Genomic DNA, 19924 nt, shown 5'->3' on the forward strand with positions numbered 1-19924 from the left:
CGGAGGATGAAGAGCTGTGATGGCGGCGGCAACGGCAGAAAGGGGAAGGAGGGATGAGTATGGGTAATTTGATAACGCCCTTGGATGTGGTGAACCAGTCCTTCAAGAGGGGTTTGAGGGGCTATGACGTGGAGGAGGTCGACGACTTCCTGGATCAGGTGGCGGAGAGCCTTCAGGCCTACATCCAGCGGAACAACGAGCTGGAGAGGGAGCTGGAGAACCTGAAGGAGCAGGCCGAGGAGTTCAAGAGCCTTAAGGAGTCTCTGAACGAGACGTTGCTGCTGGCCCAGAAGAGCGCGGAGGAGCGGGTGAAGACCGCCAACGAGCAGGCGGAGGAGAGGGTCAGGGCCGCCATGGAGCAGGCGGACGCCATACTCCGGGAGGCCAAGCTGAAGGCGGATCGCATAGTGGGTGACGCGGAGGTCGAGGCTGCGGCTCTCCGCCGGGAGCTTAACCGTCTTACCCAGATGAGATGCCAGTGCGTGGCGGAGTTCCGGGCCATGCTCTCTAAGTTCGACATGATGATCCGGGAGGAGGCCCCGGTGAGCGGGGAGCCCCAGGCCGGTACGGTCCAGCAGGGCTGGCAGACCCAGACGATCCAGCAGCCGGATCCGGTTCAGCAGTGGGAGGCCCAGACGGTCAAGGGAAACGACCCGACCCCCCAGACCCCTCCTCAGCCCCAGCAGCCGGAGCAGCAGATCAGGATAGAGACGCCCAAGCATGATGTCTACGATCCCCCTAAGGCGTTGGATCCCCAGGAGCTCGCCCAGTTGGTCTCGAGGAAGTCCTACTCCGGCTCCGGCAAGGGAGGGCCGAACCCCATATCCCTTTCCGTGGAGGAGCCTACCCTTAAGATCACCAGCGATCTTGGGTAGAACGATGGGGCATGGGTTCTTTGCTCCAACGGCTGCTTTATGATATCCCTGTAAGGGGCTTGGGACCTAAGCGGTCCAGGGCATTGAACGAGGGGGGCGTCCTCACCGTGAGGGACGCCCTCTTCCTTTTGCCACGCCGCTACGAGGACCTGCGCCGTCCCTTGGACCCCTGTGAGGCCCTGCCACGCCGCCGCTGCCTCGTCCGGGGCACCGTGGGCCCCCTCTCCATGACCAGGGGCCCCAAGGAGGGCATCCGGTTCAGCCTGGTATCCCCAAGGGGTTCCATATCCGTGTTCTGCTTCCATGTGAAGAGACTTCCCTTCCGCGAAGGGGACCAGGTCATGCTCCTAGGTCCCGTGGGGGAGTTCAACCAAAGGCCGGTGATGGTGAACCCCAAGCTGGTCCCCCCGGGTTCCCCGGAACTGGGGCGCATAGCGCCGGTCTACCCCTCATCCAAAGCCCTGCCCTCGTGGTTCTTAAAGGGCCTCATAAGAGAGCTGCTGGAGATTCTGGAGCGTTCCCCCATCGAGGATCCCCTGCCGGGTCCGGTCAGGGAGATGAGGTCCCTCATGGGGTTTAACCAGGCCCTTAGGGAGATCCACTGGCCCTCCTCGGAGGCCTCTTGGGCGGCCGCCCGGCGGCGTCTCGTGTATCACGAGCTCTTCTTCCTTCAGGCGGCCTTCGCGCTGAGAAGGCACAATAGATCACTGCGAGGTGGGCGGGGGACGTTGCAGACCAGCCCCCCGGCGGCGGGACGTTTCCCCCCTGACCCCGTGGGGTCCTACTCCCGGAACCTGCCGTTCAGACCCACTCCCTCGCAGGAGGATTGCATGGTCCGGATACTAAGGGCCTTCGAGTCCGGCCCCTTCGACCTGCTCCTTCAGGGGGACGTGGGGTCCGGCAAGACCGCGGTGGCCCTTTTCGCCGGCTACCTCTGCCTTATGAGGGGCCGCAGCGCCCTTTTCATATCCCCCACGGAGATACTGGCCAAACAGACCTTCAAGGTCGCCTCCTCGGTCCTTAAGGGTTTTGATGTGCACCTTGTGACCTCATCGGAGAGGACCCTTGAGGGGGATGGGCTTCCCCTCGACCGGCCTGCCCTTCTGGTGGGCACCACGGCGCTCCTTCACCTGAAGGGGCTTGAGTCCCTGGGGCATCGGTTGGTCATAGTGGACGAGCAGCAGCGCTTCGGGGTTGCCCAGCGGGCGGTATTGGCAAGGGGCGGGGACGTGAGCCTGTTGATGGTGAGCGCCACCCCGATACCTAGGACCATGGCCTTGGGGCTCTACGGGGACCTGGACGTGGTGACCCTTGAGAGCCCTCCCCCTGGTAGGGGGGAGGTGCGCACCGCGGCGCTTCCCGCGGAGGGCCTCATGGATGCCCTTCGTGCGGTGGAGAGGGACTTAAGGTCCGGGGGAAAGGCCTTTTGGGTATGTCCCGCGGTGAGCTGCGGCCCTGCCTCCGCGGAGGAGCGGTTCGGCTGGCTCAAAAGGCGCATCCCCTGGGCCAGTCCTGCAATGGTGCATGGCAGGATGAGCCCCGCGGAGAAGGACGCGGCGGTGACGTCCTTCCGGGAGGGGAGATCGTCCCTTTTGGTGGGCACCACGGTTTTGGAGGTGGGCATAGACGTTCCCGACGCCACGGTGATGGTGGTGGAGGGGGCGGACATGATGGGCTTAAGCCAGCTGCACCAGCTTCGGGGGAGGGTTGGCCGGGGTAACAGGGACGGCCTTTGCGTCCTCCTGTGTTCCTCCCGAGAGGTCCCCGAACGCATAAGGGCCCTTGAGCGGGTGCGGAGCGGGTTTGAGGTGGCGGAGCTGGACCTTCGGGAGAGGGGGAGCGGGACGTTTCACAGTACCGCCCAGCACGGGGACCCGGGGCTCAGGGTTGCGGACCTCCGGAGGGACCTTGGGCTCCTGGAGATGGCGAGGGAGGATGCCAGGGGTTGGGTCGTGCGTGGTGATGTGGAGGGGCTTTTGGAGGAGCTGGAGGGGTTGTTCCCCGGGTTCATCGGTCTTATTGACGGGGGCTGATTACCCCGTCCGCCCGTGTCGTTATATAATAGATGTCGATAAAGCCCGTGGGGGCTGAATTTTTAAATAAGCGTTATGGATTGGACCTTGACAACTGAACAGGGGGGAAGGAGATGTCGTTTTTGATGATGGCGGCCGGTGCCGCCATAGGCGCCGTGGTGGTCTTCGTCCTCATCCGCCAGCTGGACGCCAGGAGGAACAGGGATGCCATAAGCGAGGCGGAGAGGGTGCTCAAGGAGGCCGCCGCTTCCGCGGAGCGTTCAAAGCGGGAGATGCTCACCGAGGCCAAGGAGGAGATACTGCGTTTAAGGCAGGAGGTTGAGCGGGAGACCAAGGAGCGCCGGAGCGAGCTTCAGAGGGCGGAGCGCCGGCTTGAGCAGAAGGAGGAGAGCCTGGACCGTCGGCTTGAGGCCCTTTCCAGGAGGGAGGAGGAGCTTAAGGCCCGGCAGATGGAGATTGAAGAGCGCATGGAGCTCCTGACCGAGCGGGAGAATCAGATATCCGCCAAGCTGGAAGAGGTGGCGGGTTTGAGCCGTGAGGAGGCCCGGGATATACTTCTCCGCAAGGTGGAGCAGGAGGCGGCCCATGTGATAGGGCTTCGCCTCAAGGAGTTGGAGGAGAAGGCCCGCCGCGAGGCGGACAGGAAGGCCAGGGAGATAATCGCCACCGCCATACAGCGGTGCAGTGCGGATCACACGTCGGAGGTGGCGGTGAGCGTGGTGCCGCTCCCGTCCGACGAGATGAAGGGGAGGATTATAGGCCGGGAGGGGCGCAACATTCGGACGTTTGAGACCCTCACCGGTGTGGATCTCATAGTGGACGATACACCTGAGGCGGTGACCATAAGCTGCTTCGACCCGGTTCGCCGGGAGGTGGCCAGGCTGGCCCTGGAGCGGCTGGTGGCGGATGGCCGCATACATCCCGCCCGAATAGAGGAGATCATCGATAAGTCCCAGAGGGACGTGGAGGAGGAGATCGTGGAGGCCGGCGAGGGTGCCCTTTTGGAGACGGGCATCAAGGCCATGCACCCCGAGCTGGTCAAGGTGCTGGGGCAGCTGAAGTTCCGGTTCAGCTACGGCCAGAACGCCCTTCAGCACAGCCTTGAGGTGGCGTATCTGGCGGGCATCATGGCGTCGGAGCTTGGGCTCGACGAGTCCCTGGCCCGCAGGGCGGGGTTGCTCCACGACATAGGCAAGGCGGTGGATCATCAGGTTGAGGGGCCCCATGCCAAGATCGGAGCGGACCTGGCACGGCGCTACGGGGAGCTGCCGGAGGTGGTGAACGCCATAGGGTCCCATCATGAGGATGAGGAGCCCCAGACGATATACGCCATCCTGGTGGCCGCGGCGGACGCGGTGAGCGCCGCGAGGCCCGGGGCCCGGCGTGAGAGCCTGGATGCCTACGTGAAGCGCCTGGAGAAGCTGGAGTCCCTTGCCAAGGAGTTCTCCGGGGTGAGCAAGGCCTTCGCCATCCAGGCGGGTCGGGAGGTCCGGGTGGCGGTGCTGCCCCAGGTGACCGACGACGGGGCCATGCAGAAGCTGGCCTATGACATCGCCCGGAAGATCGAGCAGGAGATGAAGTACCCGGGTCAGATAAAGGTTACCCTCATAAGGGAGACCAGGGCGGTGGAGTACGCCAAATGAGCGTTGACGCCATGAGGGTCCTCTTCGTGGGGGACGTGATGGGCAAGCCGGGCCGAAGGGCCCTTGCCATGGCGCTCCCGGGGCTTCGGTGCTCCATGGGGCCCTTTGATTTCGTGGTGGTCAACGGGGAGAACGCCGCCGCGGGGTTCGGAATCACCAGGTCGGTGGCGGAGGAGCTCTTCAGGTCCGGGGTGGACGTGATAACCGGAGGCAACCACAGCTTCGACAAGAGGGAGGCCTTGGAGTTGATGGAGGAGGACCCTCGGATACTGCGTCCCGCCAACTATCCGCCGGGGGTGCCGGGACGGGGCAGCGGGGTTTTCGCCAAGGGGCCCATGAGGCTGGGGGTGGTGAACCTCCAGGGGAGGGCCATGCAGCATCCCATAGACTGTCCGTTTCGAAGGGCCCTTGAGGAGGTAGAAGCGCTGGGTGAACGGTGTGTCTTGGTGGACTTCCACGCGGAGGCCACCAGCGAGAAGAGGGCCCTGGGGCTCTTCCTCGACGGCCGGGTTTCGGCGGTCATAGGGACCCACACCCATGTGCAGACCGCCGATGAGGATCTCTTGCCGAGGGGGACCGCCTACATAACCGACGCGGGGATGACCGGCGGTTCCGGGGGCATAATAGGCATGACCTATCAGTCGGTGATCCCGAGGTTTCTCATGGGGACGCCGAGCAAGTTCGAGGTGTGCCAGGATGACCTTCGTTTCTGCGGGGTGGTGGTGGATATATGCCCCGAGACCGGGCTTGCCCTCCAGATAGAGCGGGTTATGATGAGGCTCCCCATCCCCTCGGGAGCGGAGGGTTCACCTTGAGGTAAGGGCTGGGCGTTTCGGAGCTTGAATGAAACAGGGGGTCCGCATGCCGGGAGTTTTGAACTTCCCGGGTGCGGGCCCCCTTTTATTTCTGGTTTTAATTTGCTTTTTACTATTTTTGTTTCCTTGGACTTTGACATGTAGATATCTAACTTGACAAAAGCGGGGACTTTGGTTTTATTTATTCCAACCCGATGGGTTAGACTTTTCTTGAAGGTTCTTGTTGATGTATTTTACGGGAAGGGGGTGGTTGTGGGGGGATACGAATTGATTATATAGGTTTTATTGGCAATTAGCATTTCTTTTTTTAGTAAGTTCCGTTGTTTTCATATGAAGAAGAGGGGTGATTTGGTTGTCTACCAACGATCGTGAGCAGTGGGGTAGCCGCTTGGGTTTCATCATGGCGGCGGCGGGTTCTGCGGTTGGTCTTGGTAACATCTGGAGGTTCCCGTACGTCACGGGGATGAATGGTGGGGGCGCCTTCGTTCTGATATACCTTCTCATAGTGTTCACCATAGGAGCTTCGGTCATGTTGGCGGAGATGGCCATAGGCCGGGGTGCGGGTCTCAACGCGGTGGGCTCCTTCAAGAAGCTGCGCGGCGGCGCGTGGCCGCTGGTGGGATGGATGGGCGTCATCGCGGGCTTCATAATCCTCTCCTTCTACGGCGTTGTGGCGGGTTGGACCATAGCCTACATGATCAAGTCCTTTACGGGCCTCATGGAGGTAGCCGCCCAGGGCAAGGCGGGGGATGCCTTCGGGGCCTTCGTTTCCAACCCCACCCAGGTGATCCTGTACCAGGCGATATTCATGCTGGGCACCATATGGATCGTCTTCAGGGGCATCGGTGAGGGGATTGAGAAGTACTGCAAGGTCATGATGCCCGCCCTGTTCCTTTTGCTATTGGTTCTGATCGTCCGGGCGGTCACCCTTGACGGGGCCATGAAGGGCCTTGAGTTCTACCTCAAGCCGGACTTCAGCAAGGTGACCGGCAAGACCATATTGGACGCCCTGGGGCAGGGCTTCTTCTCCCTTTCCTTGGGCATGGGCTGCATGATCACCTACGGCAGCTACCTGAGCAAGGATGAGGCCTTGCCATCCGCCGCCTTCACCGTCACCTTCCTCGATACCATGGTGGCCTTCCTCGCCGGTTTTGCCATATTCCCCGCGGTTTTCGCCTTCAACATGGAGCCCGCCGCGGGACCGGGACTTACCTTCATAACCCTGCCCTCGGTGTTCTCCAAGATGCCGATGGGTGCTTTCTTCTCCTTCGTGTTCTTCCTGCTGCTCTTCTTCGCCGCCATAACCTCGTCGGTGTCGCTCCTCGAGGTCTGCGTGGCCTACTTCAAGGACGAGCTGGGATGGGATCGGGCGAAGGCCTCCTGGATCCTGGGGCTTTTGATATTCCTCCTGGGCATTCCCTCCGCCCTGTCCCTCGGGGGCCACTTCCCCAAGGTTCTGGGCAAGGACTTCCTGGACCTCATGGACTACCTGTCCAGCAACGTGCTCCTTCCCTTGGGCGGCATATTCATATCCATCTTCGCCGGATGGATATGGCTGGACGGCGCCAGGGCGGAGGCCACCAGCAACGGCCGGGTGCAGTTCGCTTTCGAGACCGCTTGGGTCTGGATCTGCCGGGTGGTTGCTCCCCTTGCGGTGGCCATCATCTTCATAAAGGGGGTCAAGGGCTAGGGGAGGTCATTGCCCCTGGAGCTCCGGGATCGCGGGTTAAAGACCTAGGAAGTCGGGGGGCCTCGGCCCCCCTTTTTTCCTGCTGTCCCTGGGATTAACTTGCCGTTGGATGCCTGGGGGATTAATCTATCTAACCCCCTACCCCGGGTCTTGGAATGTGCTAATATCTTGCGAGGTACCAGATGACCATGGGAGGAGATGTTTAGATGCGCTTCAAGATCGTTAGGACTACCTTGTCGGCGGCGTTCCTCTTGCTCTTCGCCTTTGCAGCCTATGGATCCCAGTTCACCGACATCATGGCCCGTTGGAGCCGGTCGGTGAAGTACAAGAACGACATGGGCAACACCCTGGAGATAAGGGCCACCTACTACTCCGCCGAGTACGTGGAGGCCATGTTCCAGAACGAGGCGGACAAGAACATGTGGACCCGGGATGAGCTGGAGAACTTCAAGTACACCTTCCTCAAGAACGTTCGCATGGGGGAGACCATACCCATAAGGCTGGAGTTTGAGAACCTCGGCCCCTCCATGAGGATGGCCCCCTTCGACGAGCAGGTGAGCCTCGTGATAAACGGCAAGGAGTACAGGCCGGTGGAGTATGACCCCCGGTTCAACTTCAAGCTTCAGGGCAAGAGGGACGGCATGGTCTTCTTCCCCCGGTACGACGAGAAGACCCAGAAGGACCTGCTCAATGGTGTCAAGAGCGTGAGGTTGATCATAAAGGGCGGCATAAGCCCCATAACCGAGGGCAAGAAGATCGACTTCATCTGGGACGTGGACAAGGACAACCCCCAGCGCCTATTCCAGGGCAAGGCGGCGGCCAAGCTGGAGGTGGACCGGCTGATAAAGAGGCTGGAGACCTTGTCGAAGGAGAGGCGCCAGTTGGAGGAGCGGCTTGCGGCGGTCAACGGGGAGATCGAGTCGGTGAACAAGAGGATGGACGAGCTGTCCAAGGAGCAGTAAGCCCGGGAGCCCGCTGGTCTAGGGCAAGCTTCATGGGGTTGTGCCGGCAGATCTTGTTCTTAAAGAGTTAAAGGGCAGCGGGACGGCAGGTCCCTGACCCTTGGTCTTCCAGGTCCGCTCGTCCGCGGCGGGAGCGGGGCGGGGATCCGGTGCGTTTCATCCCGTGTGTCCCATGCCGTTGGGCCCCTTCCGGGGCCCTTCGGGGTTAGATGGAGAAGAGGGGAGATGGTGGTTTGAAGAGGATAGCGGTGCTTACCAGCGGCGGAGACTCGCCGGGTATGAACGCCGCCATAAGAGCGGTGACCAGGACGGCCATATACAAAGGCCTCGACGTGATAGGGTTCAGGCGGGGCTACGAAGGCCTCCTTGATGGGGATGGCATACCCCTAACGAAGAGTTCCGTGGGGGGAATAATCCTCAGGGGTGGTACCATACTCAGGACCGCCAGGAGTGAGCGTTTTCGCCGGCCCGAGGGGGTGAACGAGGCTTACGCCAGGCTAAAGGAGTATGACATAGACGCCCTGGTGGTCATAGGGGGGGATGGTTCGTTCAAGGGGGCCTGGAGGCTTCATGAGATGGGATTCCCCGTGGCGGGCATCCCTGGGACCATAGACAACGACATAGCCGGCACCGATTACACCATAGGGTTTGACACCGCCTGCAACACCGCCCTAGAGGCGGTCCAGAAGCTGAGGGATACCGCCTCAAGCCACGACCGGCTCTTTATAGTGGAGGTCATGGGGCGTTCCGCCGGGTTCCTGGCCCTCGAGGTGGGTGTGGCTTCCGGTGCGGAGTACGTGCTGGTGCCGGAGGTGCCCTTCAAGATAGAGGACCTCTGCGATAAGCTGCGCTACGCCCGCCAGAGGGGCAAGACCCACTCCATGATAATCCTGGCGGAGGGTGTGATGTCCGCGGGGGAGCTGGCGGAGCAGTTGAAGGACACCGGGGGCTACGAGGCCCGCATAACCGTTCTGGGTCACATCCAGCGGGGTGGTGCCCCTTCCTCCTTCGACGCGGTTCTCGCCTCCCGAATGGGGGCTGCGGCGGTGAACTCCCTGTTGGAGGGTCATAAGGGGTTCATGGTGGGATACGTGGACGGACGAATAGTGACTCCCCCCCTGTCCACCTCCTGGGAGGAGCGGAAGCCCCTGAACCGGGAGATGATGGAGCTGGTGGACTGTCTCAGCATATGATCCCATGGCTTCCGTAGGGGAGATCATAGCCTCTGACAGGGCGGGGAGGGGGGCGCCAAGGCTCTTCCACCCCGCTTGGCTTCACGGGGCCGCCAGGGCGTTGAGGGAGGCGGAGCGGGTGGCGGTGGTGACGGGTTTTTTGATCCCCGAGGCCATGGTCCCCGAGACCGACGGCCCCCCCGGCGGGGTGTGGCTGGCAAGGTGCCTCCTTGAGAGGGGTGCTTCCGTGAGGGTGTTAACCGACCGGGATTGCGTGGCCGGTGTGGCCGCGGCGGCCCAGGCGGCGGGGGTTCCTCATGCGGTGGTTCAGCCCTTTGAGCCCGGGGAGGCTGCGGTTTCCGACTTTGACCTCCTGTTGTACGTGGAGAGGATAGGCCGTTCCGGGGATGGCACCTACAGGAACATGAGGGGTCGGGACGTGACCACATGGGTGGCCCCGGTGGACGAGTTGGCCCTTGAGGCCCTAGGGACTCCCGATGGGCCTTGGGTGGCGGCGGTGGGTGACGGGGGCAACGAGGCCGGCATGGGGAGCCTCAGGGAGCCATTGTCCGCCATGCTCCCCCGTTTTGCTCCCTGTCTTTCCGTGGTGGGCTCTCACTTCCCCTTGCCGGTGGACGTGTCCAACTGGGGGGCTTATGCCCTGGCCGGTGAGGCCTTCGGCGGCGGTGCGCTCCCCGGGCCGGGGGAGGAGATGCTAATGCTGGAGGCCATGTTGGACGCCGGAGCCGTGGATGGCGCGGTCCTTAAACGTCAGCGCTCCGTGGACGGCTTCGGGGAGGAAGAGCTTGGGCGGGTTCTGGTGGAGCTCAAGACCTGTTTCCCCGGAGGGGTGTCCCGTGGGCCTTGGGTTTGACGCTGGTCTTCATGGCCTTTTATGGTTGTGTCAAGGGGTTTGATTCTTGCGGCGGGTCCTTCGTGGCCTGCCGCATTTTGTTTCGCCCTATTTAGGTCATCGGGCGCCTAGTCGTTTGGTCTTCTGGTCCCTCGTGATCGTTGCATCGTATTTTACCCCTCCTGTTCCTCTCCAGTCCTCCCGCGGGTTTTGAATTTGCGTTTATTGGCTGTCATGATAATTACTTAATTTGCAGTAGCATGGGATAAGGTGTCCACTGTTTTTGTTTTGCTGAAAAATTCCCGCTAACACTTGACAAATACGACCCATAATGGCTTTATATTCGATAAATTTTATCTGTTGTCTATCGTGTTCGCTAATTATTAAACTGGTGATTATGAGGGGGTGGTGTCTTGTAGGGCTTTTTATTTTTTTGTGTATAGTGGGTTTTTGGCATGTTTTTGTATGGGAAAATGAGTATATGTCTTTTTTTAAAAGGGGTGATGTCCGTGTCTGGCGGAAGGGAACAGTGGAGTAGCCGTCTTGGGTTCATCATGGCCGCTGCGGGGTCCGCGGTGGGGCTTGGCAACATATGGCGCTTCCCATACCTGGCGGGTATAAACGGGGGCGGCATATTCCTTCTGCTGTACCTCTTGATGGTGGCGGCAATAGGCATGCCGGTGATGCTGGCGGAGATGGCCATCGGGCGCGGAGGGGGGCTCAACGCGGTGGGCTCCTTCAGAAAGCTCAAGGGAGGCCTTTGGCCCATGGTGGGATGGGCCGGGGTGGTGGCTGGGTTCGTCATCCTATCCTTCTATGGGGTTGTGGCGGGGTGGACCGTGGCGTACATGGTTAAGTCCTTCGGCTCCCTGATGCCCCAGGCCCTCAAGGGGAACGCCGAAGGGGTCTTCAGGGCCTTCACGTGGGACTGGCGTCAACAGGTGGCCTACCAGGCGGCCTTCATGCTGGCCACCATATGGATAGTCTACAAGGGCATAGGAAACGGCATAGAGCGCTACTGCAAGGTCATGATGCCCCTTCTCTTCGTCATCCTCTCTGTGCTGATGGTTCGCTCCCTCACGTTGGACGGCGCAATGAAGGGGGTGGAGTTCTACCTCAAGCCCGACTTCTCCAAGATGAGCTCCAAAACGGTGCTGGATGCCCTTGGCCAGGCCTTCTTCTCCCTCTCCGTGGGCATGGGGTGCATGATAACCTACGGCAGCTACCTGGGGAACCGGGAGTCCCTGCCCTACTCGGTGACGGTGGTCACCTTGATGGACGTGGCGGTGGCCATACTCGTGGGGTTCGTCATCTTCCCCGCGGTGTTCGCCTTCGGAATGGAGCCCACCTCGGGCCCGGGGCTCATATTCATAACCCTCCCCGCGGTGTTCGCCAGGATGCCCATGGGATCCGCGTTCTCGTTCTTGTTCTTCCTGCTTCTCTTCTTCGCCGCCATAACCTCCTCGGTTTCGCTCCTCGAGGTCTGCGTGGCCTACTTCAAGGACGAGTTCCGCTGGGATCGGGCAAGGGCCTCCTGGATCTTGGGCTTTGCCACATTCCTCCTGGGCATCCCCTCCGCCCTTTCCCTGGGCGGCCACTTCCCCAAGGTCTTCGGTATGGACTTCATGGGAGCCATGGACTTCTTGGCCAGCAACGTCCTGCTCCCCCTTGGAGGGATCTTCATCTCCGTCTTCGCCGGCTGGAGCTGGTTTGACGGGGCCAGGGAAGAGGTGCGCCGTGGCGGGCGACTTCCAAGACCCCTGGAGGCCTTCTGGGTCTTCTCCTGCCGGGTGCTGGCCCCCATAGCGGTGACCTGGGTCTTCATCGGCAGCATCCGCTGAAGCCCCTCGAAGGCGTATCTCCCGAGGGGGCTGAGGGAAGCCGGGCAAGGCCGTGCATTATGGACGAGGTGGACCAGATGGAAGATGACCCACCCGCTTCGCAAGGCCGCCGGAGCCGCCGGATGTGGGCCTTGTGCCCAGTGGTGGGAGAGGGGGGCTAACCGCCCCCCCCTCTCGATTTAACATCTGGGGCTATTCCCGGGGGGCGCTCTTTTTAAACCGCTCCTTCAGCAGGTTCTTAAGGGGCCTTAGCACCGCGAGGGCCGCCACCATCCCCACCGATGTCTGCACCAGGTCCGTCATGGTCTCCACCGGGGCCGCCGCGGCGCCGTACATAACGTAAGCGCCGGCGGTGTAGCCGGTTATCATCACCAGCGCCCCCGCCCCCATGGCCCAGATCGGCTTGGTCCTGCGGGCCAGGTACCCGGTTACAAACCCCTCCAATCCCTTGATGACGAACGACAAGGGCGCCCACATGGGGTATCCCAGGATGAGATCCCCCGCGGAGGCCCCAAGCGCACCGGCGAGGAACCCCGTCCTGGGACCGAACAGGAGCGCCGATAGGTATACCCCACCCTCCCCCAGGTTGAAGTAAAGCCTGTAACCCGGCACCGGCACCGATACCATGGTGAGCACCGTCACCAAGGCGGCGCAAAGGGCCCCAAGGGCCAAGGTGTTTGGCAAAGTTTCGCTTTCCTTCATCTTCGGTGTTCCTCCCTTTGTTTTTTTGTGGTATCTTGTTCTGCATGGATTTTCCCACCGGTAAAGCCTCTTCGCCATGCACAACCCCGCCCTTGGCGGGAGCCCATCTGGCACGCCGGTCCATCCCATCCTTGGGAGGTACTGATGACAGGATGAGAGATCTGATTCGCAAGGTCCTCAGCAGGGATAAAAGCGTCCTGGCCCTCTACGCCGGGGCCTTCGTGCTCTTCCTGATGAGCCTTTGGGTGTTCGGGGCGGGATCCTTCGTGGACCGGCTTGAAGTTTTTGACGCGGTATCATGTGCAGACCTCTCGGACTCCATGGAGCCCCAAGAGGTCTCATCGGAGTTTCCTGGGGACGTAAGACAGGTATGCATCTTCTTCCGCTACCGTTCCCCCGGGGAGGAGCAGGTGGTCATAATATGGTCCCATCGGGGAAAGGTGATACAAAAGGAGATGCTCACCCTGCACAAGGGCGACGGCAGGAAGGCCTTCTACCTGTTGAAAGAGGATGGAAGCCCCCTGCCCCCGGGGGATTACGACGTGAGCGTCATATGGGGAATCCGGCGGCTTGGGTCCGTTAGGTTCAAGGTCCGCTGACCCCCAGTGCCCAGGGGGATGCCATGGCCTGGATGGGGCTTCCAGGCGTGCTGTGGGTTTTGTCTTGTGACCCCTAGGGGCTGCCCCTGGGACTTTTGAGCTTTGAACGATCAGGGGGTCGGGGAGTTCGTTGTTTTTTTGGATTCTATAATTTTAAAGGGATGAAAGGGAGGAGATTAAGCTGAGGTTCTTTCTTGATACCGCAAACCTGGAGGAGATAAGGTCCGCAATATCCATGGGGGTCATAAGCGGGGTTACCACCAACCCAACCCTGGTGGCCCGGGAGGGTGTGAGGGACTTTCACTCCCACGTGAAGAAGATAGCCCAGATGGTGGACGGTCCGGTCAGCGCGGAGGTGATCTCCCTCGAGGCGGAGGGTATGGTGGCGGAGGCCCGGGAGCTGGCGGCCCTGAGGGAAAACGTGGTCATAAAGATCCCCATGACCCAGGAGGGCATGAGGGCGGTTAAGGTGCTCTCCTCCGAGGGCATAAGGACCAACGTTACGCTGGTGTTCTCCCCCCAGCAGGCCCTTCTGGCCGCCGCGGCGGGGGCCTCCTACGTGAGCCCCTTCGTGGGCAGGTTGGACGACATCGGGGAGGACGGCATTGGTTTGGTGAGAGATGTGGCGGAGGTTTTCTCCATTCACAACATAGAGACCGAGATAATAGCCGCCAGCCTGAGGCACTCCAAGCACGTGTTCGACTCCGCCGTTGCGGGAGCCCACATTGCAACGGTTCCCTACAAGGTGTTGGCGGATCTCTTCAAGCATCCGTTGACCGATCAGGGGATACAGAGGTTCCTTAAGGACTGGCAGGAGCTGTCAAAGGACAATGGATGACGTGGTAATGGATTTGCGCCCCGCCGAGGAGGCCCCCGCAGAGGACAACAACAAGGAGAAGGGGGAGCTTAAGGAGACCAAGAGGACGGGGCGTTCGAGACGAGGCTCCCAGCAGTCCCAGGCCCCCAAGCTCTCGTTCACCAAGCTGAGCTCCATGGGGGTCACGGAGCTCAGGAGGCTTGCCAAGGAGGCGGGGGTGTCCGGTTTCTCCTCCATGAAGAAGGACGACCTGGTCCTTGCGGTCCTCAAGGCCCACTCGGAGAAGCAGGGACAGCGGCTCGGGGGAGGGACCCTGGAGTGCATGCCCGAAGGGTTCGGCTTCCTCAGGGGCCCGGGGCTTCTGCCCAGCGCCGGGGACATATACGTGTCCCCCTCTCAGATAAAGCGCTTCGGCCTTAGGAACGGCGACCTGGTGTGGGGTGTTGTGCGGCCCCCCAAGGATCAGGAGCACTATGAGGCCCTGGTCAGGGTGGAGACCGTGAACTATCAGGACCCGGACACCCTTCGGTCCCGTCCGGCCTTTGAGTCCTTGACCCCCATATTCCCGGATAGGCGCCTTAGGCTGGAGACCATCCCACAGGAGATATCCACCCGGCTCATAGACCTGTTCGCCCCCATAGGGAAGGGGCAGAGGGCCCTCATCGTGTCCCCTCCCAAGGCGGGGAAGACCACGCTGCTCAAGAAGATCGCCAACGCGGTGACCCATAACCACCCGGAGGTCACCCTAATGGTGCTGCTCATAGACGAGCGCCCCGAGGAGGTCACCGACATGGCCAGGTCCGTGAAGGGGGAGATCATAGCCTCCACCTTCGACAGGCCCTCGGACGAGCACATCCGGGTTGCCTCCTTGGCGCTTGAGAAGGCCAAGCGTCTGGTGGAGGCCAGGAGGGACGTGGTCCTCCTCCTGGACTCCATAACCCGGCTCGCCAGGGCCTCCAACCTGGTGGTGCCCCCTTCCGGAAGGACCCTTTCGGGGGGTATGGATCCAGCGGCCCTGTACTTTCCCAAGCGGTTCTTCGGGGCCGCCAGGAACATAGAGTCCGGGGGCAGCCTCACCATCATAGGCACCGCCCTGGTGGAGACCGGAAGCCGGATGGATGACGTGATATACGAGGAGTTCAAGGGGACCGGCAACATGGAGGTTCACCTGTCCAGGAAGATATCGGAGCAGCGGATATTCCCGGCGGTGGACATCACCAGGTCCGGCACCAGGAGGGAGGACCTCCTCATGAGCGAGGAGGATCTGCAGAAGCTGTGGGTGCTCCGGCGTCGGATAGCCAACATGGACGAGGCGGAGGTGCTCTCCCTGATCCTTGAGAAGTTGAAGAGCACCCCTACAAACAGGGACTTTCTGGCCACCGTGAAGATGGCCTAGGTCCCCGTAAGGGAGGAGATTTTATGTTTAAACCCCGAGGACGCGGGGGCCTTTGGGCCTTTGCTGCTGCGGCTTTCGCCGCCACCGCTGCGGTATCGATGGGGGCGGCAGAGAGGTCCGGGCTTCTCTGGGCGGACATAACCGGGCAGGACGGCATGGTGGCGCCGAGCGGGTCCGGGTTCCTGATGGTGGACGCGTCCGCCACCTCTGCGCAGCCTAAGAACCGGGAGATGACGGTTCCGGGCGGCAGGGTTTTCGGTGTAGGCCCCTTCGACGCCCCGAGCCTTTCCGACGACGGGCTGGTCATAATGGACGCGGACCAGCGCCCCAAGGACAAGGAAGAGATCGGTAAGGTCTGGCAGGAGGTCACGGTTCAGGAGGGGGAAAGCCTCTCGGTGATAGCCCAGAGGCACGGACTTAAGGTGAAGGACCTGGTTGCCGCCAACGACATAAAGGATCCTGATTCCATCCAAGAGGGGCAGGTCCTGTTCGTCCCCCTGGGGGCCGATAAGGTTCTCGAAACCCTAGCCCACGTGAAACACCTTCGCCGCATGGAGGAGGAGGCGGAGAAGAACCCTCCCAAGGTGGAGGTCCGCTACTACACCGTAAAGGAAGGGGATTCCCTGTGGTCCATAGCGAACTCCTTCGGGCTGGACGTTAACACCCTCTTCGGGGCCAACCGAAGCGCCGGGGAACTTATAAGGCCCGGCAGCTCCGTCAGGATCCCCAACCAGGACGGTATATTCGTCAAGGTCCGCCGGGGAGACACGGTCGCCCGGTTGGCGGACAAGTACGACGTCTACCCGGAGGCCATACGGTCCGCCAACGGCCTTGATCAATCCGCTACCCTGCGGGAGGGGGAGGAGATCTTCATCCCCGGCGCCAAGGTGGAGATAGACGAACAGGCCTCCCAGGCGGTGGAAAGGCGCGGTGCCTCAAGACGCATGATATGGCCCGTGACGGGAAGGATAAACAGCCCCTTCGGGTGGAGGTCCGATCCCTTTGGGGGGAGGAGGGGTTTCCACACCGGATTGGACATAAAACGCCCCCCATGGCAGAGAGATCCGGGCGGCCCTGTCCGGCCTGGTGGTCTACTCCGGCTGGATGAGCGGATACGGCAAGACCGTGGTGGTTCAGCACCCTAACGGCACCTCCACCCTTTATGCCCACTGCAGTGCCCTCTTGGTGTCCGAGGGCAGGAAGGTCTCTCAAGGGGATATAATAGCCCGGGTGGGAAGCACCGGCAGGTCCACCGGGGCGCACCTGCACTTCGAGGTGCGGGTAGGCGGGGTTCCGGTGAACCCATTGAAAACCCTCCGATAGCTCGGTCTGCCGGAGGTATGGAACTAAAAGAAAGTACGGGGGAGCGTGTATAGAGATGGCTAAGTTCGTTTTCGTCACCGGAGGCGTGGTGTCGTCCCTGGGCAAGGGGATAACCGCCGCCTCCCTGGGGGCCCTTCTCAAGCGCCGGGGGCTCAAGGTTTCCATCATAAAGCTTGATCCCTACATCAACGTCGATGCGGGCACCATGAACCCCTTCCAACACGGGGAGGTCTTCGTCACCGACGACGGAGCCGAGACCGACCTGGACCTGGGGCACTACGAGCGCTTCATAGATGAGTCCCTCTCGGGGGCCAACAACGTCACCACCGGTAAGATCTACTCGTCGGTGATAAAGAAGGAGCGGGAGGGGCTCTACCTGGGCGCCACGGTCCAGGTGATACCCCACATAACCAACGAGATCCAGGAGCGGGTCCTCAAGGTGGCGGAGGGCCGGGACGTGGTGATCGCCGAGATAGGCGGCACCGTGGGGGACATCGAGGGCCTGCCGTTCCTTGAGTCCATCCGCCAGTTCTCCGGCAGGGTGGGCCGGGAGAACGTGCTCTACTGTCACGTGACCCTGGTACCCTACATCGGCGCCGCGGGGGAGCTCAAGACCAAGCCCACCCAGCACAGCGTCAACGAGCTGCGGCGCATAGGGATCCAGCCGGACGTGATCGTCTGTCGGAGCCAGTACCCCTTGGACCGGGACATAAGGGACAAGATAGCCCTGTTCTGCAACGTGCCCAAGGACTCGGTGATTGAGGCACTGGACGCGGAGAGCATCTACCAGGTGCCTATCGAGCTCATGCGCCAGAACTTCGACCAGCTGGTGCTCCGGAAGCTGGGGCTCTCCGGCTTCTCCGACGTGGACCTCACCGATTGGGTTGAGTTCCTCAAGGCCTCCAAGGACCTCCATAGGGATGTGGAGATCGCCATGGTGGGCAAGTACACGGGGCTCAAGGACGCCTACCTGAGCGTCGTGGAAGCCCTTTCCCACGGTGGCACCGCCAACGGCGTCAAGGTAAACGTGCGCTCCGTGGAGGCGGAGGACGTGGAACAGCACGGGGCGGAGGCGGTCCTTGCGGGGGTGAGCGGCATCCTGGTGCCAGGGGGCTTCGGCTCCAGGGGGTTCGAGGGGAAGGTCCTGGCCGCCTCCTACGCCAGGACCCAGGGGATCCCTTACCTGGGGCTCTGCCTTGGGATGCACGTGGCGGCGGTTGAGTTCGCCCGGAACGTCCTGGGAATAGCGGCGGCCCACAGCTCCGAGATGGACCCCGGTACCCCTAACCCGGTCATACACCTCATGGAGGAGCAGAGGAACATCTCCCGTCTTGGGGGCACCATGAGGCTCGGGGCATACCCCTGCAGGTTGTCCCCCGGTACCAGGGCTAGGGAGGCCTACGGGACGGACCTGGTAATGGAGAGGCACCGGCACCGTTACGAGTTCAACAACGATTACCGCAAGCGCTTCGCCGAGGCGGGGATGACCGTGGCGGGACTCTACGAGGAGAAGGACCTGGTGGAGATACTGGAGCTCAAAGACCACCCCTGGTTCGTGGGGGTCCAGTTCCACCCGGAGTTCCTGTCCCGGCCGGTCAGGCCCCATCCCCTCTTCCGGGGGTTCGTGGCCTCTGCTATCAAGCGAGCACAGGTTTAGGTCCCAAGACCCCCTTTTAAAACTTGGGCTCCTTGTGAACGGCAATTTTGGAGATTTTGGAGGTGATCGGTTTGTCCAGGGAACTCATTAGGATGCCGCGTAATGTCCTTTCCGCCCTGCTTGTGGTGCTTTGCTTGTTGATCCTGCCGCTTAGTGCCTTGGCGGACGGGACCGGAGAGGTCCCCTCGGGGTTCACCCAGAGCCTTGAGAAGGTGGAGACCGTGCTGTACGGGGGTCCCCAGGCGGGTGGGCTTTTCGAGCGGCTCGCCAGGGCCGAGAAGGACCTTTTTGGGCGGGAGCTGCCGGGCAGCCTGGTTGAAAGGCAGAACGCGCTGGTGCAGTTCTTGGACCGGGGTACCCAGGGGCAGCCGGGCTTCCTCTTCAAGCTCTCGGTGGCGGAGTGGGCGCTGTTCAAGAAGGTGAGCCCCGAGCGTTTCGCCGCCTCGAGGATAGAATCCCTGGAACAGGTGCTGGAGGGATCCATCCAACAGGGTCCGCTTTCCATGCGGCTTGAGCGGATGATGACCAAGCTGCTGCCCGGGGGGTTGCAGTCCACCCTGGTGACGGTTCCGGCGGGGCGGGTCTTCAAGGTGAACCTGCTGCAGCCCCTGTCCGCCCGATACTCCAAGCCCGGGGACCGGGTCAAACTGGAGCTGGCGGAGGACCTGTCGGTAAACCAGGTTCTGGTGGCCCCCAAGGGCAGCCGGGTGATGGCGTCGGTGGAGAGCGTGGAAGGCCCTAGGAGCTTCGGACGTCCCTCAAACGTGAAGCTCTCCTTCCAGGGGCTCGAGTCTTTGGGGGCCGAGACCATCCCGGTGGTGATGGGAGAGGCCTCCAAGAAGGCCACGGAGCTTGACAAGAGCCTGGTGGGCGCCGCGGGGGCCAGCGTGGCGGGGCTTGCCCTGTTCGGCCCCCTGGGTATCGCGGGGGGCTTTCTGGTCCGGGGGGACGACAAGACCGTCCCCGCGGGAACCCAGTTCTACCTGGAGACCGCCGGGGAGGGGCAGGTGTTCGGCTACCCCATAGCCAAGGAACTGGCCCCGCTGCTTAACAGCGGTAACAACGCAAACTCGACCGGAGGTGTTGGTAATTGATCGGTAAGACCGTGAACAAGAAGAGGTTAGCCAAATGGCTCGTGTCGGGTGGGCTGGTCCTGGCCTTGGGGATACCCGCCTTTGCCATAGACCTTGGCAGCATAATAGGGGTTGTGGGCGGGGGGTTTCTAGTGTCCGCAGTGGCGGAGCCCCTTAACAAGTTCATAAACACCATAACCTTCAACAAGGGATTGGAGAACCAGTCCTCCACTAAGGTGGTCCCCATAGTCTCCATAGGGGACGGCACAAGGATAGGGGCGGCCCAGGTTTCCGGCCCTTCCGGGGCGGTCAACAGGACCAAGGCGGTGGCCCAGCTGGAGACCAGCTTCCAGGACAAGCTCAGGGTTAAGGTGCTGATACCCATAGACTCGGAGAACCCGCTGCAGCAGTTCCGCCGGGTCCAGGGGGTAGGGGTGTCCGCCATAATAGATCTTAGGCTCTAATCCCCCTTG

The 19924-nt window shown here is 61.7% G+C and carries 18 protein-coding genes; 17 read left to right on the plus strand and 1 reads right to left on the minus strand.

From position 1 onward, the window contains the following. Positions 1–59 precede the first annotated feature (59 nt). From THEVEDRAFT_RS09310 to THEVEDRAFT_RS02545, 9 genes are all read left to right on the plus strand, one after another. Positions 60–875, plus strand: a complete 816-nt coding sequence (locus tag THEVEDRAFT_RS09310) for a DivIVA domain-containing protein (RefSeq protein WP_006583155.1) — start codon at positions 60–62, stop codon at positions 873–875. A 59-nt stretch (positions 876–934) separates the two neighbouring features. After that, a complete protein-coding gene (locus THEVEDRAFT_RS02510) occupies positions 935–2908 on the plus strand; it encodes an ATP-dependent DNA helicase RecG (RefSeq protein ID WP_245522705.1) in 1974 nt (657 codons plus the stop codon). A gap of 113 nt (positions 2909–3021) precedes the next feature. Further along, a complete protein-coding gene (rny, locus tag THEVEDRAFT_RS02515; RefSeq protein ID WP_006583157.1) occupies positions 3022–4551 on the plus strand; it encodes a ribonuclease Y in 1530 nt (509 codons plus the stop codon). Beyond that, entirely contained in the window at positions 4548–5366 is an 819-nt protein-coding gene (locus THEVEDRAFT_RS02520) for a TIGR00282 family metallophosphoesterase (protein WP_006583158.1), read from the plus strand. Before rny ends, THEVEDRAFT_RS02520 begins: the two co-directional genes overlap by 4 nt. Positions 5367–5718: 352 nt before the next feature. Continuing rightward, on the plus strand, positions 5719–7056 hold the full coding sequence (locus THEVEDRAFT_RS02525) for a sodium-dependent transporter (RefSeq protein ID WP_006583159.1): 1338 nt from the start codon (positions 5719–5721) through the stop codon (positions 7054–7056). Between the two features lie 206 nt (positions 7057–7262). After that, positions 7263–8018 (plus strand): DUF3450 domain-containing protein, encoded by a 756-nt coding sequence (locus THEVEDRAFT_RS02530; protein WP_006583160.1) that lies wholly within the window; start codon positions 7263–7265, stop codon positions 8016–8018. 233 nt (positions 8019–8251) lie between these two features. Beyond that, complete coding sequence (gene pfkA / locus THEVEDRAFT_RS02535; RefSeq protein WP_006583161.1) at positions 8252–9211, plus strand: 6-phosphofructokinase; 960 nt, start codon at positions 8252–8254, stop codon at positions 9209–9211. A 4-nt stretch (positions 9212–9215) separates the two neighbouring features. Beyond that, entirely contained in the window at positions 9216–10064 is an 849-nt protein-coding gene (locus THEVEDRAFT_RS02540; RefSeq protein ID WP_006583162.1) for a glutamate cyclase domain-containing protein, read from the plus strand. A 482-nt stretch (positions 10065–10546) separates the two neighbouring features. Further along, positions 10547–11884: a sodium-dependent transporter gene (locus THEVEDRAFT_RS02545; RefSeq protein WP_006583163.1), complete on the plus strand. Its 1338-nt coding sequence runs from the start codon at positions 10547–10549 to the stop codon at positions 11882–11884. A gap of 192 nt (positions 11885–12076) precedes the next feature. Here THEVEDRAFT_RS02545 and THEVEDRAFT_RS02550 read toward each other — a convergent pair whose 3' ends face one another. Continuing rightward, the gene (locus tag THEVEDRAFT_RS02550) at positions 12077–12586 is read right to left on the minus strand and encodes an ECF transporter S component (protein WP_006583164.1); all 510 of its coding nucleotides are present in this window, start codon (positions 12584–12586) and stop codon (positions 12077–12079) included. Positions 12587–12738: 152 nt separating this feature from the next. On the opposite strand from THEVEDRAFT_RS02550, the gene THEVEDRAFT_RS02555 reads away from it, so the two are divergent. The 8 genes from THEVEDRAFT_RS02555 to THEVEDRAFT_RS02585 all read left to right on the plus strand — a co-directional run bounded on the left by THEVEDRAFT_RS02555 (position 12739) and on the right by THEVEDRAFT_RS02585 (position 19915). Then, positions 12739–13185 carry a hypothetical protein gene (locus THEVEDRAFT_RS02555; RefSeq protein WP_006583165.1) on the plus strand — a complete coding sequence of 149 codons (447 nt, stop codon included), beginning with the start codon at positions 12739–12741 and terminating at the stop codon, positions 13183–13185. Positions 13186–13366: 181 nt separating this feature from the next. After that, a complete protein-coding gene (fsa, locus tag THEVEDRAFT_RS02560; protein WP_040825153.1) occupies positions 13367–14023 on the plus strand; it encodes a fructose-6-phosphate aldolase in 657 nt (218 codons plus the stop codon). Beyond that, the gene (gene rho / locus THEVEDRAFT_RS02565) at positions 14016–15398 is read left to right on the plus strand and encodes a transcription termination factor Rho (protein WP_006583167.1); all 1383 of its coding nucleotides are present in this window, start codon (positions 14016–14018) and stop codon (positions 15396–15398) included. Before fsa ends, rho begins: the two co-directional genes overlap by 8 nt. A 23-nt stretch (positions 15399–15421) precedes the next feature. Further along, the gene (locus THEVEDRAFT_RS02570) at positions 15422–16543 is read left to right on the plus strand and encodes a LysM peptidoglycan-binding domain-containing protein (protein ID WP_245522706.1); all 1122 of its coding nucleotides are present in this window, start codon (positions 15422–15424) and stop codon (positions 16541–16543) included. Next, positions 16503–16721, plus strand: coding sequence for a M23 family metallopeptidase (locus tag THEVEDRAFT_RS09800; RefSeq protein WP_245522707.1), 219 nt, complete (start codon positions 16503–16505; stop codon positions 16719–16721). The genes THEVEDRAFT_RS02570 and THEVEDRAFT_RS09800 overlap by 41 nt, the downstream gene beginning before the upstream one ends. 55 nt (positions 16722–16776) lie before the next feature. Then, on the plus strand, positions 16777–18378 hold the full coding sequence (locus THEVEDRAFT_RS02575) for a CTP synthase (protein WP_006583169.1): 1602 nt from the start codon (positions 16777–16779) through the stop codon (positions 18376–18378). 92 nt (positions 18379–18470) lie between these two features. Beyond that, positions 18471–19472 carry a hypothetical protein gene (locus tag THEVEDRAFT_RS02580; RefSeq protein ID WP_040825640.1) on the plus strand — a complete coding sequence of 334 codons (1002 nt, stop codon included), beginning with the start codon at positions 18471–18473 and terminating at the stop codon, positions 19470–19472. After that, a complete protein-coding gene (locus tag THEVEDRAFT_RS02585) occupies positions 19469–19915 on the plus strand; it encodes a hypothetical protein (RefSeq protein WP_006583171.1) in 447 nt (148 codons plus the stop codon). The genes THEVEDRAFT_RS02580 and THEVEDRAFT_RS02585 overlap by 4 nt, the downstream gene beginning before the upstream one ends. The last annotated feature ends 9 nt before the right edge of the window (positions 19916–19924 follow it).

The organism is Thermanaerovibrio velox DSM 12556, from assembly GCF_000237825.1.
Classification (GTDB): Bacteria; Synergistota; Synergistia; order Synergistales; family Synergistaceae; genus Thermanaerovibrio; species Thermanaerovibrio velox.